The organism is Acinetobacter sp. WC-743, from assembly GCF_000335555.1.
Lineage (GTDB): Bacteria > Pseudomonadota > Gammaproteobacteria > Pseudomonadales > Moraxellaceae > Acinetobacter > Acinetobacter bereziniae.
In genome coordinates, this window is sequence record NZ_AMFQ01000039.1 from 17,370 (window position 1) to 33,133 (window position 15,764).

Consider the following 15,764-nt stretch of genomic DNA (forward strand, 5'->3'; position numbering starts at 1 on the left):
TTATGGAGTTAATCATATATTTAGGTATTGGTGCAATCGCTGGATTCGCCGCTGGTTTATTTGGTGTTGGTGGTGGCTTAATTATTGTACCTATTCTTTATGTGGTGTTTACCAAAATGGGCTATGATCCATCGGTCATCATGCATATGGCATTAGGAACTTCGCTGGCGACAATTATTGTTACCTCTATTAGCTCTGTCACTGCACACCATAAAAAGGGCGCAGTGCTTTGGAATGTTTTTAAAAATCTCGCACCAGGTTTAGTACTTGGCTCATTCATTGGTGCTGGAATCGCGGATATTTTATCTGGACAACATTTACAGCTGATTATCGGTGCCTTTGCACTTTGGGTGGCATTTAAAATGTTTAAAGGGGCAAATGTTCAGGTCGATGAATCTAAACAATTGCCTTCTGCACCTAAACAAATGCTTGCCGGTGGTGGAATTGGGATTGCTTCTGCAATATTTGGTATTGGTGGTGGAAGTCTGACAGTACCTTATTTAAATAAAAATGGTGTGGTCATGCAGAAAGCCGTAGCGACTTCAGCGGCTTGTGGTTTACCGATTGCAATAGCAGGGGCATTAGGTTTTATGTTCTTTGGTGCGCAAGAGCAGACTGAGATTAAAAACGCAATTGGTTATGTGCACATCTATGCGTTCATTGGGATTAGTGTGATGAGTTTTATCACGGCTAAATTAGGAGCAAAAGTTGCTCATGCACTTTCACCTGCAATGTTGAAAAAATGTTTTGCATGTCTACTCACATTGGTTGGTCTTTATTTTATTTATCAAGGGATTATGAAGTAAGTTGTTGCTTGATATCCGATCAATAGCACTTCTCCCTTAAGCAAAGTTGACTTAAAATGCATTAAAATTGTCGGACAATGTCATGGTTTATTTTGAATTAAATCAGGTAAAACTAAAATAATGACAATTGACATTGTCCAAGAATAATAAACCGAGATAGGAACGATATGCATTTGGAAGAAGTGGACAGCCTTTCAGAACAAATTGCCAAACATATTAGCGAACAAATCATTAGTGGCGAATTGGTTGAAGGTGAACGTATACAAGAACTACGTATTGCCAAAGAACTGGATGTCAGTCGTGGCTCGGTACGCGAAGCCCTTTTGCTTTTAGAAAGAACGCATCTAATTGAAATTTACCCACGCCGTGGAGCAATCGTATCTGAAATGTCCGCACAACAAGTGCGAGCATTGTTTGATACCAGTGCTTTATTATTGGGACAGATTGTGCAACGGATGAGTGAAACATGGCGCAATCATGAAGCTGAGGCAATTCAACACATGATGAATCATTTGGTTGAACAGGTAAAACAAGGCAATACAGAAAAATTTTATGATGGTATTTTCCAATTTCTCTCTGCTCAGCAAGATATGGTGGGTAATCCATATCTGATGAAGTTTTATCGTGAACTGTTACCATCACTACGTAGAAGTTATTTTTTAACCTTAAATACTTCAAGACGCGAGCTTCAAGAAGCATTAGAATTACTTAAGTTGGTGATTGATGCAATTTTAATCCGAAAATCACAACAAGCTACTTTATTTATGGAAGATTTTTGTCGACACTTGCGTAATCTCGTGTTGGAATCTCTGACACGGATGAAACAAATTGAACTCGCTTGGGCGCGGAGATCGCGTCGGTAGTAACTAGGACATTATGCGTTTAAGCAGCTTAAAACTTTCAGGCTTCAAATCGTTTGCCGATAGTACAACATTACAATTCAAAGATAACCGTACCGCGGTCGTAGGTCCAAATGGTTGTGGTAAATCCAATGTGATTGATGCCATTCGTTGGGTCATGGGGGAATCCAGTGCACGCCAGTTACGTGGTGGCAGTATGCAGGATGTTATTTTTACTGGAACGGCAAAGCGAAAGCCTGTCGGTATGGCAAGTGTAGAATTACGCTTTGAAAATACCTATGGCAAGCTTGGCGGTGCGTATAATGCTTATACGGAATTAGCCGTTCGTCGTCAGGTCAATCGCGACGGTAAATCTGAATATTTTCTCAATGGAACCAAATGTCGTCGTCGTGATATTACCGATATTTTTCTTGGCACAGGTTTAGGACCGCGTTCATATGCAATCATTGAACAAGGGATGATCAATCGTTTGGTCGATGCCAAACCAGAAGAAATGCGTGTTTTTATTGAGGAAGCTGCGGGTGTTTCTCGTTATCAGGCGCGTCGTCGTGAGACATTGCAACATTTAGAGCACACGACCCAAAATTTAGATCGTCTTGAAGATATTGCTTCAGAACTCAAATCACAGTTAAAGACACTAAAACGTCAATCTGAAACTGCGGTTCAATATAAGACCCTGGAAACTGAGATCCGTACCCTCAAGATAGAAATTCTTTCATTTCAGTGTGAACGTAGTTCTCGTTTGCAAGAACAATATACGGTTGAAATGAATGAACTGGGCGAACACTTCAAGTTGGTTCGCTCTGATATGAGCACCTTGGAACATGACCTCACCTCAACCAATGAACTGTTTCAGCGTTTAATTCAACAATCGACGCCATTGCAAAATGAATGGCAACAGGCAGAGAAAAAACTGTCCGAGTTGAAAATGACTTTGGAGCAAAAACAAAGTCTGTTTCAACAAAATTCAGAAGCTTTGGGCAGTTTTGAGCAACAAAAAGCGCAAACCAAAGAAAAAATTCAATTGATGGAGTTGCAATTAGAAACGTTGCATAGTCAATTGGATCAACAAGCTGAACAGTTAAAACAATCTGAGTCTGAAACTCAACAAGGGACACAAGCATTTAGTGATTTAAAAGCACAGCAGTTGCAAGCACAACAACACTATGAACAGGTTAAAGTTCAAGTTGAAAAGCAACAGCAGCAAAAAGCTCAGATGCAAGCACAGGTTGAGCAACTTGCCAAAAATGTCGCACGTATTGAGCAGCAAAAAGAAAACTTAAAAACTCAGGCAAGTCAGATCCAAAGCCAATTTCAGACTGAAGATTTAGTACAACTCGAACAAGACAAAGCTGTTGCGCAAGCAAGTATTTTGCAATTAGAGCAGAGTATTGCTGAAACTAAAATGCAATTAGAACAATTGCAAGAACAAATCAACCAGCAAAAAACGCTGATTTCGAGTTTGAAATCTGAATTACACGTTTTGCAGTCAGAACAGAAAAATTTAAATCAGCTCATTGCAAAGCATGCGGTCAAAACAGATATCCATGCAGTGCAATTGATGCAGGTTTTGCAGTTAAATGATCAGGGTAAAGCACATGCCAATTTGATCGAAAAATTCTTAGCCAAGTGGTTATCAGCAGAAGTTTTGGATCAAAGTGCAGATTTTGCTGACAGTTCAGCACGTCAGCTTAAAGCATTACAAGGATTAGAAAAAATCCAGTTGTCAGGTCTGGTTTGTTTAGCGGACTGGATTGAGTCACCGCAGTATTCATTATGGAATCATGTGGCGATTGCTGAAAATAAGGCGCAAGCACTGACAGTTCAATCACAGCTCAAGACAGGACAAAGTATATTAACCTTGGACGGTTATCATGTCGGTCAAGACTGGATGATTGGTCTGTTCTTTGATGAATCCAGTCAAGCAGCTCAGGGTGCATTAAGCCATCGTATTCGTATTGAAGAAATTGAGCATCAGCTTGCCGATCTACAGCCTAAACTGATAGATGCTGAACATGCTTTGCCTCCACTCAGCCAAAGTTTTGCTGAGTTGCAAAAACATATTCAAATAGATCAAGATGCACTCAAGCAACAGCAAACGCGAGTACAACAGTTTGATGTACAAATTGCCAAACAGCAAAGCGCCTCGCAAGCATTTGAACTACATAAAGTCCAGCTGAATAATCAGTTGCAACAACTGGATGAGCAACTTGAAGAAGATGCAATGCAAAAAGATGATCTTGAGATCGATATGCATTCGGTCATTCTCAAACTTGAGCAAAATCTTCCAGAATTTAAGGCACTGCAATACAAGTTGGATGAGTTAAATGAGCAAGTAGAAGAACAACAGCAGCAATTACAACTTAAACAGCAGGACTTTGAAACGACCCGTCGTTTGGCTGAGCAAAATAAACAGCAGATTGAATTATTAGACAAAGATCTGTCTTTTTCTAAAACTCAATATCAACAAATTATTGCTCAAATGGAACAAGCGAAGAAATTTGTTGATCCTATTCAGTTGGAGTTACCAAGCCTAGAGTCGCAATATGCTGAGCAAGCACAGCAAACTGAAAAGTTGCAGAAAACTTGGAGTGAGTGGCAAGTTGAGTTGAACAATATTCAGTCAAAACAACAGCAGCTTACTGAAATGCGTCATTTGCACCAACAGAACGATGAACAATTGCGTAGCAAGCTAGAAGAACGTCGTTTGGCTTGGCAATCGGCAAAATCGGATTTACAGCATTATTCTGATCAATTGAAAGAAATGAATGCTGAAATTAAGCAAGGTGTCTTGATAGATTTGCCTGTACACCAAGAGAAGTTTGAAAAAGCACAACGTCAGTTTGAAAAACTAGGCGCGGTTAACCTTGCAGCTTCAGAAGAATATGAGGAAGTGTCCAAGCGTTTTGAAGATTTAAGCCATCAAATGCAGGACTTGGAAAATACCGTTGGGCAATTAAAAGATGCCATGAAAACAATTGACCAAGAAACCAAAAAACTGTTTATGGGAACTTTTGATCAAGTCAATTCAGAGCTGAAAGTTTTATTCCCTAAAGTTTTTAATGGTGGTGAAGCGAGTTTAAGCCTTGAAGACGATTGGCAGTCTGGCGTAAAGTTAATGGCGCGTCCACCAGGCAAGAAAAACAGTTCTTTGGCATTGTTATCAGGTGGCGAAAAAGCTTTAACAGCACTGGCATTGGTGTTTGCGATTTTCCGATTAAATCCTGCACCATTCTGTGTTTTGGATGAAGTTGATGCACCTTTAGACGATGCCAATGTAGGACGCTTTTGTAATTTGGTAAAAGAGCTTTCTGATCAAGTGCAATTCATTTACATTACACATAATAAAGTTGCAATGACGATGGCAACCGATTTGCTGGGGGTGACGATGCCTGAACCAGGCACTTCAAAACTCGTCACTGTGAATTTGGAAGAGGCAAGAGAGTACGGTTTAGCCGCGGAGTCGTAGTATGGAAATCACCACAATTATTGGAATTGTTGCTGCCGTAATCATCATTCTGGTTGGTTTGAGAATGATGCTACGAAAGCCAAATGATGCAGCACCTTCTCTTGAGTCTGAGTTACACATCAATGCTGACTGTCAGCAACCTGTGATTCCTCGTCATGTGCGTGATCAGTTACAGATTGCACGTGCTACGCCAGAACAACAACGTGTTGAACCGAATTTAAATGCACTAGACTCCGTTGATGTTGCTGAAGAAAAAGTACAAAAGCTTGATGATGTTGTTCAAGATGCAAATTCAACGCAGTCAACTGAAGTAGATTCAATTAAAGATATTGATCAAAATGATCCAGCAAATGTTGAAGCGTATCAGAAAACTGATCATGCTGAATCTGAAGCATTGAACAGCACTGATTTATCTACAAAAACTGACGAGAATTCGTCTGTAGATACCATTGAATCAGACAAAAGTGTTCTAGAGAAAGAAAAAGAGTCAGTATTTCAACTCAATGCCAATGTAGAAACTGCTGAAATCAAAGAGTTTGATGAAGAAAGTAGTATTTTGGATGTGCATCTCAATGAACAGCAAAAATACGATGATGAAAGTGTGCTTTCAAAAGCGGAAACGATTATTGCGTTAAATGTATATCCAAACCCACGTAAAGCATTGTCAGGTGATAAGACACTTAAAATGCTTTTGAAGTATGGTTTACGTTTTGGTGAACTTTCTTGTTTTCATCGTTATGAAAACCCGGAGGAAGAAAGCCATTTACTGTTTTCTGTGTTGCGGGTGACAGACAACGGACCTGATGGATTTGATCTTGAAACTTTGTCGACTGAGCAAGTACAAGGATTAGCATTTTTCTTGGCATTGCCACACTCAGATGTGCAGAAAGGTTTTGATACCATGGTCAGTATTGCCGGTTTAATCGCTCGTGAGATTGATGGTACGGTCTATGATGAGAACAACCTTGAGTTTACACCACAGTTGAAAGAGCATTGGCGTCATAAGGCGATTGATTATCGCTCAGGGCATGACGCTTAGCATAAGCGTATATTTACTTTATAATTGGTATTCAAAATTTTAGGCGGAGTTATCCGCCTTTTTAGATGGTGAAATAATTTATGGAAAATAATCCTGTCGTGACGCAAATGCGTCAATTGATTCAGCTCATAGCCAAACATAACCATGCTTATTATGTGATGGATCAACCTAGTATTGAAGACAGTGAATATGATCAGCTATTTCATCAACTCAAAGCATTAGAACAGCAATATCCAGACTTAGTTCAGGCAGATAGCCCTGTGAATAAAGTCGGAGGTAAACCGCTGGCTAAATTTGAAACCATTACTCATACCGTACCAATGTTGTCATTGGGCAATGTGTTTAATCAAGAAGAACTGTTTGCCTTTGATCGTCGTATTGAGGAACGCTTACCCAACCAGAAAATTCAATATGATGTGGAGTTGAAATTTGATGGATTGGCGATTTCACTTTGGTATGAAAACGGTGTGTTGACTCGCGGTGTAACCCGTGGGGACGGTGAAACAGGCGAAGTGATTACTCAAAATGTCAAAACGATTCGCAATCTACCCAAAGTGTTGTCTTCTGACAAAGTTGCAGTACCTCGTTTGCTAGAAGTTCGTGGCGAAGTGCTGATGCCTAAAGCTGGTTTTGAGCGATTGAATGCTGAGAATGAAGCCAAAGGTGAAAAAACATTTGCCAATCCTCGCAATGCCGCAGCAGGAAGTTTGCGACAGCTAGATCCAAATATTGCTGCATCACGACCTTTAGCATTCTATGCGTATGGGATTGCACAGTGCGAACCTAATCATGGGTTAAGCTCGATGTCAGCAAGCCTTGAATGGTTGACTAATTTTGGCTTTGCCGTGGGCGAACGTCATTTTATTTGTGACAGTATTCAGGAAGTTCAAGAAAAATATCAGCAAATCAATCAAGAGCGTCCGAATTTGGCAGTTGAAATTGACGGAATGGTCATTAAGGTGGATGATCTACAACAACAACAAAAGCTTGGTTTTTTAAGTCGAGAGCCACGTTGGGCAACAGCCTATAAATTCCCCGCCGTTGCTGCTTTGACAACAGTTGAAAATATTGATTGGCAAGTGGGGCGAACTGGTACATTAACCCCCGTAGCTCGTTTAAACCCTGTGGCTGTGGGTGGTGTCACCGTTTCAAATGTGACTTTGCATAATATTGGTGAAATCCATCGTTTAGATGTTCGAATTGGCGATACTGTAAGTGTTTATCGCAGTGGTGATGTGATTCCTAAAGTTGAGAAAGTTTGGCTAGAGTTTCGTCCAGACAATGTGGTTGAAGTGCATTTGCCCGAAAACTGTCCAGTATGTTCGTCACCTGTGGTGATGCCCGAAGGTGAGGCTTTAGCTCGATGTTCAGGCGGTTTGTATTGTTCAGCACAACGTATTGAAGCCATTCGACACTTTGTTTCTCGTAAAGCGATGGACATTGAAGGTTTAGGTGATCGTTGGGTGGAGTCATTACTTCATCTTGATTTATTAAAAGATGTTGCTGATATTTATCACTTACATGAACATCGTGAACAGCTATTGACCATAGAGAAAATGGGCGAAAAATCTGTTCAGAATTTACTGGATGCCATTGAAAACAGTAAGAAAACAACCTTAGCTGCATTTATCTATGCACTTGGAATTCGTGGCGTCGGTGAAACGACAGCGCGTATGCTTGCCAATACATTCCAAACCTTTGATGCAATTCGCCATGCTGATCTCGAAGCCTTGAAAAAGACACCAGATGTGGGTGGAATTACAGCTGAATGGATTGTCGATTTTTTCCAAGCCTCACATAATCTTGAAGTTATTGATCGGTTACTGGCGGCAGGAATTCACTGGGATGCTCCAATAGCTCCAACACGTCAGCCTTTAAATGGTGAGAGTTGGGTGATTACTGGAACACTAGCAACGATGGGGCGTGATGATGCGACTCAGATGCTTCAAGCTTTAGGTGCTCGTGTGAGTGGCAGTGTTTCAAGTAAAACCAAATGTGTGGTTGCTGGAGAAAAGGCGGGTTCTAAACTCGAAAAAGCAGAAAAATTGGGCATTCCAGTGTTGGATGAGCAAGCCTTTTTAGCGTTGATGGCTGATTATGGTCAAGCTTAAATATGCTTGAATAAATTCCTAAGCTATTGTAAAGATACATTCTGTGTGTCTTTACAATCATCTTTAGGTCATGAAAATAATAAAACGATATGTTGCTTGCTTTCTACTGTTATTGCCAACGACCTCAGTTTTTGCCGTGAATGATTGTGAGCATACGAGTGGTTTAAAACAGTTGGATGAGCATTTAAATCAATCTATTGAAAATGATTTATACCACTATTGGTATTTGCGAATTAAACATTTTAACGAATTCATGCTTAGATCCTTTAAACAGGATCAACAATCGGTGAATGACTTGATTTGGTCAAAACAATATACACAAGCCCAACTCAAACAAAAACTGATACAAAAAAACCAAAACATCTTCCATGATTTGAATACTCAGTTTGTCAAAATTGCTCAACAACAACAGGCGAAAGAAACAGAATTGGATGATGTTTACCACTATATTGCCAATTATGAAAAGTTATTAGAACCCTATATCGCAATGCAATTAGATAAACAACAAAAGCAACTTTTGATGGTTTATGCTGCTCAGAAAGATCAAGCGATCAATGCGCTTTTTCAGTATGACATTCAAGGGGACGAATTATTAAAACAACAGATCCAACAAAATTTTCATTTTAACTTTACAGAAATTAAGACGTTAAATCAGGAACATGATCAGGACAAAAGAATTTCATATTGCCAAATGAAGCTGATGTTAAATCAACAAAAAAGTGTGATCTTAGAATATGCGATCGGTCAATTTGTTGATGAGCCAGATGTGTTGCTCATGCCAACTGAATTTAAAGTGAATAGGCTGAATGTGGGATATGAAGATATTGGGCATTACTTAATCGTGCAATAATCGGTTTCTTCATAAAGCTTGAAAAAGGTAATTTTTGGGAAGATGTTTAAATGTATTTTAGCTTGATCAAGCATGAAACCTTGATCATGAGATAAAAATAAATCTGTAAGACTTTTATTTACAACGCCAAGTTTTACATGAAAAATTTACATCAATTAAGCTAGGCGATGCTTAGCCATAGAAAGCGATTATTCATATTTCATGGATACTTAAAAGTATTGAATCTTATTTTGAATGGAGAAGAAGTCTCATATTTTTATATGATAATCATTCCCATTTATTAGAATTTTCCATTAAAAAAAGTTTTAGATGAAAAATTACAATATTTAACAATAGTAATAGTGTATATAATAATCATTATCAATTGAAAAATAAATTTTTGAATATGAAACTTTTTTCCCAAACTCTTTTAGTTAATTCTATTGCGGTTGTTCTTTTTGGTGGGGGTACTCTACAAATAGCTTTGGCTGATACGGAGGTTTCAACCTTACCGACAATCAAAGTTGCTGCTGAAAAACAGCAAGAGGAGGCAACTTTTGCCAATGGCACTTTGAAAAAAAATACCCAGTTAGGACCATTGGGCAACAAGCAAATTATTGATACCCCATTTAGTATTAATAGTTATTCTGAGCAGCTGATTGAAAACCAACAAGCAAATACTGCGGGTGAAGTCTTAAAAAATGATGCCAGTGTAAGAACGACGACCAATCAAGGGCATCTCAATGAAAACTTTAAAATCCGTGGCTTTGATGTCAATCATGAGGATTTAAATTATAACGGCTTTTATGGTGTAGCCCCTTATGGGCGTATGCCAACAGAGTTTTTAGAATCCGTTTCAGTGCTTAAAGGACCAAATGCATTGGTCGCGGGTGTTGCTCCTACAGGAAGTGTGGGGGGCATTATTATTGGTCATTCAAAACGAGCCGATAAAGAATTAACACGTGTTTCAGCTGCATATGAAGACGGAGGATATTACCAATCGGGATTTGATGTATCACGTCGTTTTGGTCAAGAGAAAGAATTTGGACTACGTGTAAATGGTGCTTATGCAGATGGTGAGCATATCATTGATGGTATGAATGATCGTCAAGCACTGGGCTCAATTGCTGCCGATTACACTACAGATAAAGTCAAAATTAACTTAGATGCATATGCGGTAAAAGGAAATCGTAAGGGGGGCTCACCTGCGATGGTTGCGATGGGGGGAAAGGGAAGTGTTAATCAGGTTCTTGCCGCACCAAAAGGTGATTTAAACTATTTCTCAGACTTAAAAGGCAATACCAACAGCCAATTTGTGGGGTTATCTGGTGAATATAAATTTACCCCTGATTTAAAAGCATTTGCGGGTATTGGTTATGTTGAAAAATCATACGATGGACATCTTTTTGGTACGCGTATGATTGTGAATAATGTCAATGGAAATGCCACATCTCAATATTATCGCGTGGGTTCAAAAGAACATAACACCGCAGCAAACTTTGGCTTTGAGGGGAAGTTTGATACAGGTTCTATTCAACATACATTAGGTTTACGTGCGGATTATTTAACGCGTCAGTATACCCAACATAAAGCAGCAACCAGTTCGAGTTTTACAACGAATTTATACCATCCATCCAATACCGGAAAGATGCCAACAACTTATCCTGAAATTGTGCCTTATGGTGATAATGAGTATGTGAGTTACACCTTAACTGACCAGATTTCAATGCTAGATGATAAGTTGCAACTCATTTTAGGTGCTCGCTATCAAGATATTGATACAAAGAACTTGGTTAAAAAAACATCTTATAATTCAGATAAACTTTCTCCAAGTTTGGGCATTGTGATTAAACCCTTTGGCGAGGATCTGTCTTTTTATGCAAGCTATGTCGAGGGTTTAGCAGAAGGCGTGACGGTCTCTGAGATTACCTATCCGACTGCAACCAATCAGGGAGATACGCTTGCACCATACCAAACTAAACAGTATGAATTGGGCGCCAAATATCAATGGGGTTCATGGTTGAACACTGTGGCGTTGTATCAAATTGAAAAGCCCGAGGTATATCAGGACACTATAACAAATAAGGTTAAAGATGATGCTGAGACTCGTTCACGTGGTATCGAATGGTCTTTCTCTGGAAATGTAACAGATGCATTATCTTTAGTGGGGAGCTTGGCTTATATCGATGCGGAATACGTGAAATCTGGTAAAACAGCGATTCAGGGAAATAACGTTTATGGTGTACCTGATTTTACTGCCTCTTTGGGACTTGATTATGCGATTCCTCAAATTGACGGTCTCAATATAAACACGCGTGTGAGTTATGTGAGTGAACAATATTTGAATGAAGAGAACAGCTTAAAACTTCCTGATTATACAATTGTTGATTTAGGTGCACGTTATAAAACTAAACTTGGTGGGGTAAATACCACATTTCTTGCCAATGTTGATAACGTGACCAATAAAAAATATTGGGAAGGAGTTTTTAATTCAAATTACGCTTTGGTGGGTGGTGCTAGAACATATAAGGTTGGTGTAACCTTTGATTTCTAAGCCTAGCTGATTTTGAGCGTGATAAAACAAAAAGCCTTTTTCATATATGAAAAAGGCTTTTTGTTTTAAAGAAAACGTGTATGGCTGAAATGTTGGCAGACGCTAAATATATTTTTTCACCACACCATCATCAAGCAATTGTTGAAAATGCTCCACTAAACTGGTCTCAATATCACGATAGTGGATGCCCAATTCTTTGATACTTTTATCTGCATTAAAGAAGATCGGATAGCCCATATTCTTTTCAATAAAGTCACGTGAATAACCAAATACAGGTCCAATAAATTTAAAAGCTTTTTTCGGAACTTGATTGCGGGGAAAAGGAAATTTTTGTCCAAAATTTTGACGTAAAATTTTTCCCATTTCCAAGAGACTGAGTGAGCCACCACTAATAATGTAGCGACCAGACGCGTGTGGGTTAAACGCGGCTAAAATATGCGCATCAGCTACATCTCGAACATCAACAATACCATTCCACATCGGTGGAACACCAAATAGCGTCATTCCGTTGGCAAATTGTTCGAGGACTTCAACACTGCCTGACTGAGTATTTGCCGTTAGTGATGGTCCAAGCACTAAAGCTGGATTTACACAAATAAGCTCCCAGCGATTTTGTGCTTCTGCCATTTCCCAAGCTTTTCGTTCAGCCATGACTTTAGAGTAAGGATAAGGTTGATGGGTCGTTGAACTGGTTGTGTTCCAATGGGACTCATCAAACTGATTGTGTTCAGTTTTTAATATATCGATTGCATCACCATAGGTTGAAGCAATACTTGACGTCACAATGACACGTTTTACAGAATCTGTTTTATTGACGCTATTGAGGACATTTTCTGTTCCTAAAATTGCAGGCTCAATAATATCTTGAATGGCATCTTTATAGTTGGTCACTACAAATGGTGATGCCATATGTAATACAACTTCACAACCTTGCATCGCTTCATCGAAAGAATCTTTTTCTAGCAGATTGGCTTTGAAAAGCTTAAGTGTTCCTGTGCTTTGCTGTGCTATTTTTTCAAGATGGGCAAAGCTTTGTTTTTTATTTAAATCCCGTACAGTTGCATGAACGGTATAACCTTGCTCCAATAGCTTTTGAATCACCCAACTCGCAATATAGCCTGTTGCACCTGTGACCAAAATCGGGGCTGAAATATTTCCCTGAACCATTATTTTTTCCTTCTAATTTTTAATATTCAATATCATAAATATTAAGGCGAATGTTGTCTTGAAATATTAGCATTAAAAAAATTAAAAAAGTGATCGCTTGAGTTTAGCGATTAAAATTTAATAGAAAACAAAATCATGATGGCAAATAAGAAGCATTTTTAATGGTTACAAAATAAATCATTGTCATTTTTAGCAATAAATCGCCATCAAAAGTATGGTGAATGATTGCAAGAGGTTATTTTATATATAGAAAATTACTTATTTGAATTGCAAATGCGTATGTTTCTCATTTTAATTTTATAAAAATCATAAACTTACACATTTTGCCTTTTGCAAATTTTATAAAATTTGCCCATACTATTGCAAAAGAATGTGGAGTAATTGAAATGCGTGGCAATCCAGAAGTCGTAGACTATCTAAATATGTTGATCGGTGGCGAACTGGCTGCTCGTGATCAATACCTCATTCATTCTCGTATGTACGAGGATTGGGGCTTAAGCAAAATTTATGAGCGTATCGATCATGAAATGCAAGAAGAAGCTTCACATGCTGATGCTTTAATTCGCCGTGTACTTTTCCTTGAAGGTACACCGAATATGAATCGAGATGATATCGTCACTGGTGAAGATGTGGTGACTTGCTTAAAAGCAGATTTGGCATTGGAATATCATGTGCGTGAAAAACTTGCACAGGGTGTAAAACTGTGTGAAGAAAAAGGTGACTACGTTACCCGTGATATGCTTCGTCAGCAAATGAATGACACAGAAGAAGACCATACGTATTGGTTAGAAAAACAATTGCGTTTGATCGAATTGATTGGTTTACAAAACTATATTCAGTCGCAAATGTAAGATTTGCTGTATGAGATCAAAAGCCTTTAGATTTTATCATCTAAAGGCTTTTTTTGTTGGTGTCGAGCTATTTCAGCACCAAACAAGCTCAATCATTTGTTCGATGTTTAAGTGCTAATTAAATAGCACGCCATCATAGCTAAGGCTTTATACAATTATTTTTTTGAAAATTTTTGGATATCAGCAAGCACTTGATTTGCGTGCGTTTGAGTATTTACACTGCTGTAGTGATACACAATTGAGCCTTGAGGATCAATTAAGAAAGTTTCTCTTTTTACGATTTTGGTAATTCCGAGATTACGCACAATCCCAAACTGATTCGCCAATTGGTGATTGGTATCCGCAAGAATCGGGAAATTGAGTCCCAATTTTTCTGAAAATTTCTGATGAGATTTTACATCATCCAAACTTACACCAAGCACTACAGCATTATTCTTAATGAATTGTGGATAGAGTGATTTGAATTGATTGGCTTCTTGAGTACAACCAGGTGAATCATCCTTTGGATAGAAGTACAGAACGACCCATTTACCTTTATATTGACTCAGTTCATGCCATTTTGAATTTTGATCTTGTAGTTTAAAACTGGGCGCAGGTTTTCCAACCCATTGTCGTTCTGATTCATAAGAAGAAAAAATTGAATTTTCAGCATGACTGACCCGATTCAACATCAACAGGGTAGAAATAGAAAGTAACCCTATACCTAATATTTTAAGTGATTTCATTGTATATCCTTTGCTGCGTTGAGCCTAAATCCATACTAACAAAGTTTAGCTGTACAGCGCGTGGAGAAATGTTGGCTTTTATTTGAAACGCCTTTATGATTTTTAAAGTTGTATATCATCAAGAGAAAAATATGGACGTCGGTGCAGTACTCATCCAATTGAAAATGGATAAGAAAGATGATGTGAGGGCATGGCAGGAAATATTACATCGTAGACAAGCTGAGGCAATACAGACACTTGTTGCTGAAGGTGTGCATGTAGAATCATGGTTTCATGTGGAACTGGATGGTCTTGACTATTTGATTGCTTATACTCGTGCCGATGATATTTCTAAAGCGCATGAAACATCGAGAAATAGTCAATTTGCAATAGATCAACTCCATCAACAATTTAAAAGTACATGGGTAAAAGTGATTCCTGCAAGCTTATTGGTTGATTTAGATGTTAAGCAACAATAACTAAAAAATTGACATTAATGTTTTGATTTTTAGATACTAATTCTGGAGTTGTAATCAGATCTGTTGTTCTATTATTTTAAGCATGCTCTAATCAACGCTTCTGATGATTTTTAACAGTGATTTGAATTGAATCGACGTATTTTGCTGATTACTGGTTGGGGCGGTGGAACAAAGCTGCTCATGGCATTACAACAACGCTTAGAACAGCAAGGTCATGCCGTTGAGCTGATTAATATTTTTAATGCCTTGGATCAACAAGTCTTACAACACTATGTTGAAAAGGCTCAATCCTTTGATGTGATTTGTGGCTGGTCTTTAGGTGGGCAGTTGGCAACCTTGTTGGTCGACCAAATCGAAAAACAATATCAGCAAAAGAAGATATTGATCACACTGGCTTCAAATCCATGTTTTGTCGCAAATGCTGAATGGCAAGCGGCAATGCCTCAAACTACATTTCAAAACTTCAAACAATCCTTTGTAGATGATGCAATTGCCACACTGAAAAAATTTGGTTTTATGGTGTGCCAGGGCAGCGAAACCAGCAAAGCAGATTTTGCTAAATTGCAAAGTTTGATTCAGCCACAAAATTTAGAACTATTAAAACAGGGTTTGTTGTGCTTAGAGCAATTAAATCATGTTGAGATCTTAAAAAATTATACAGGAAAGCAATATCACTTGTTTGCAGAACAAGATTTCTTAGTTAGTCACAAAGTCTTTGAAAATTTCCAGAAATTCAATGCAAAGTTTTTGGATGTTGAACTATTTACAGGTTCACATGGGCTTCCAGTTTTTAATTCTGAATTGGTTTCTGACAAAATCTGCCAATATTTACAAAAAATAGAATAAATCATTGGACGAGTGGTAAATCTCGCAATTTATTTTTATTCCCTGTAGG

Annotated in this window: 12 protein-coding genes; 10 read left to right on the forward strand and 2 right to left on the reverse strand. The window is 38.4% G+C overall.

Annotation, left to right across the window (positions count from 1 at the left end):
* Positions 1–2: 2 nt before the first annotated feature.
* The 7 genes from ACINWC743_RS05340 (at position 3) to ACINWC743_RS05370 (ending at position 11,668) form a co-directional block, all read left to right on the forward strand.
* Positions 3–806, forward strand: a complete 804-nt coding sequence (locus tag ACINWC743_RS05340; protein ID WP_009584715.1) for a sulfite exporter TauE/SafE family protein — start codon at positions 3–5, stop codon at positions 804–806.
* 167 nt (positions 807–973) lie between these two features.
* Positions 974–1,669 carry a GntR family transcriptional regulator gene (locus tag ACINWC743_RS05345; protein WP_004830296.1) on the forward strand — a complete coding sequence of 232 codons (696 nt, stop codon included), beginning with the start codon at positions 974–976 and terminating at the stop codon, positions 1,667–1,669.
* Positions 1,670–1,682: 13 nt separating this feature from the next.
* Entirely contained in the window at positions 1,683–5,135 is a 3,453-nt protein-coding gene (gene smc, locus ACINWC743_RS05350) for a chromosome segregation protein SMC (RefSeq protein WP_009584675.1), read from the forward strand.
* A 1-nt stretch (position 5,136) separates the two neighbouring features.
* Positions 5,137–6,174 carry a cell division protein ZipA C-terminal FtsZ-binding domain-containing protein gene (locus ACINWC743_RS05355; RefSeq protein ID WP_009584677.1) on the forward strand — a complete coding sequence of 346 codons (1,038 nt, stop codon included), beginning with the start codon at positions 5,137–5,139 and terminating at the stop codon, positions 6,172–6,174.
* Positions 6,175–6,254: 80 nt separating this feature from the next.
* Positions 6,255–8,285: an NAD-dependent DNA ligase LigA gene (gene ligA / locus ACINWC743_RS05360; protein ID WP_009584679.1), complete on the forward strand. Its 2,031-nt coding sequence runs from the start codon at positions 6,255–6,257 to the stop codon at positions 8,283–8,285.
* Between the two features lie 70 nt (positions 8,286–8,355).
* Positions 8,356–9,135: a hypothetical protein gene (locus ACINWC743_RS05365; protein ID WP_009584686.1), complete on the forward strand. Its 780-nt coding sequence runs from the start codon at positions 8,356–8,358 to the stop codon at positions 9,133–9,135.
* Positions 9,136–9,520: 385 nt separating this feature from the next.
* Positions 9,521–11,668: a TonB-dependent receptor gene (locus ACINWC743_RS05370; protein WP_009584718.1), complete on the forward strand. Its 2,148-nt coding sequence runs from the start codon at positions 9,521–9,523 to the stop codon at positions 11,666–11,668.
* 102 nt (positions 11,669–11,770) lie between these two features.
* Here ACINWC743_RS05370 and ACINWC743_RS05375 read toward each other — a convergent pair whose 3' ends face one another.
* Entirely contained in the window at positions 11,771–12,835 is a 1,065-nt protein-coding gene (locus tag ACINWC743_RS05375) for an SDR family oxidoreductase (RefSeq protein ID WP_009584662.1), read from the reverse strand.
* A gap of 386 nt (positions 12,836–13,221) precedes the next feature.
* On the opposite strand from ACINWC743_RS05375, the gene ftn reads away from it, so the two are divergent.
* Positions 13,222–13,686: a heteropolymeric bacterioferritin subunit Ftn gene (gene ftn, locus ACINWC743_RS05380; RefSeq protein WP_005031172.1), complete on the forward strand. Its 465-nt coding sequence runs from the start codon at positions 13,222–13,224 to the stop codon at positions 13,684–13,686.
* A gap of 155 nt (positions 13,687–13,841) precedes the next feature.
* On the opposite strand, the gene ACINWC743_RS05385 is transcribed toward ftn, so the two are convergent.
* Positions 13,842–14,411: a peroxiredoxin gene (locus ACINWC743_RS05385; protein WP_009584707.1), complete on the reverse strand. Its 570-nt coding sequence runs from the start codon at positions 14,409–14,411 to the stop codon at positions 13,842–13,844.
* A 131-nt stretch (positions 14,412–14,542) separates the two neighbouring features.
* Between ACINWC743_RS05385 and ACINWC743_RS05390 the strand changes: the two genes are divergently transcribed.
* Positions 14,543–14,869: a DUF6176 family protein gene (locus tag ACINWC743_RS05390; protein WP_035300417.1), complete on the forward strand. Its 327-nt coding sequence runs from the start codon at positions 14,543–14,545 to the stop codon at positions 14,867–14,869.
* Between the two features lie 126 nt (positions 14,870–14,995).
* Positions 14,996–15,715 (forward strand): hydrolase, encoded by a 720-nt coding sequence (locus tag ACINWC743_RS05395; RefSeq protein ID WP_035300404.1) that lies wholly within the window; start codon positions 14,996–14,998, stop codon positions 15,713–15,715.
* The last annotated feature ends 49 nt before the right edge of the window (positions 15,716–15,764 follow it).